General features: G+C 62.4%; 1 protein-coding gene. It reads right to left on the bottom strand.

The genetic code is table 11. From position 1 onward, the window contains the following. Positions 1 to 45 precede the first annotated feature (45 nt). A complete protein-coding gene (locus NKI15_RS31900) occupies positions 46 to 1242 on the bottom strand; it encodes an IS256 family transposase (protein WP_023700062.1) in 1197 nt (398 codons plus the stop codon). Positions 1243 to 1260: the final 18 nt, after the last annotated feature.

Raw genomic sequence — 1260 nt, 5'->3', positions numbered from 1 at the left:
GGTTGTGTGCGTCAAGTTCTGCAAAATGGGCGATCATGAAACTGGTCATGCGGCTTGGCGTAGAGCGAGCTTCTTGTGCTCGCGCAGATCATCCATGTTGATATAGCGGTTGGCCTCCATCCAGTTTTCGTTGGTTTCGACGGCCAGCGCCCTGACCAGGCGCAGGCAGCTTTCGGCGTTCGGGAAGATGCGCACGACATAGGTGCGCCGGCGGATTTCCTCGTTGAGCCGTTCAAGCATGTTGGTGGACTTGAGGTGCTTGTGATGCTGACGCGGCAGCCGGAAGAAAGTCAGCGTCTGTTCTATGGCTTCTTCCGCCCAGGTGGTCAGCCGCGGGTAGCGGGCGGACCATTTGGACAGCCACGCGGCGAGATCGGCCTTGGCCTCGGCGAGATCGCGCCGGTCGTAGAGCCAGCGCAGTTCCTGCAGACAATCGTCGCCGTGCTTCCTGGGCAGGTGATCGAGCGCGTTCCTGAGGAAGTGGACGTAGCAGCGCTGCCATGCTGCTTCCGGGATCACCTCGCCGATCGCCGCGACCAGGCCGGCATGGTCGTCGGACACGGCCAGTTCGACGCCCTTGAGACCGCGTCGTTTCAAGCCGACGAGGAAGTCCTTCCAGGCCGAGCGGCTCTCGCGATTGGCCATCTCCACGGCCAGGATCTGGCGCCTTCCGTCCCAGTCGATGCCGACCGCGATCAGCACCGCCTGGCTCATCACGATGCCGGCTTCGCGCACTTTCTCGTAGCGGGCATCGAGAATGAGGTAGGGGAATGGCTCCTGAAGCGGTCGTTCGGCAAACGCCTTCAGGCTCTCGTCCAAGCGCTTGTTGATGGCCGAGATCGACGAAGCCGAGAACGCATGACCGCACAGCTCTTCCGTGATCGCCTTGACCTTGCGGGTCGACACGCCCTGCACATACATCTCCGCAAGCGTCGCCACCAAGGCCCGCTCCGAACGCTGGTAGCGCTCGAACAGTTCGGTGGAGAAGTGACCCGCCCGGTCCTGTGGAACCCGCAGCTCAAGCTTGCCCACCCGGGTGACCAGGGTGCGGCCGTAGTAACCCGAGCGATACCCAAGGCGCTCAGGCGTGCGTTCGCCCTTCGAAGCACCCAGCGCCTCCTCCATCTCGGCCTCGAGAACCTCCTGCATTACCGCACGGATCACTTCGTGCAGCCCCTCCGGGTTCGAAAGCAGAATGTCTTTGACGGCAGCGCTGGTCGATTTACCTTCTGTCTTGGTCATGGTGGCGTTCCTTCCAGG

It is taken from the genome of Mesorhizobium sp. M0862 (genome assembly GCF_040319795.1).
Classification (GTDB): domain Bacteria; phylum Pseudomonadota; class Alphaproteobacteria; order Rhizobiales; family Rhizobiaceae; genus Mesorhizobium.
Note: the sequence above shows the minus strand (reverse complement) of the source record. Positions and strands in the feature narration are given on the sequence as shown.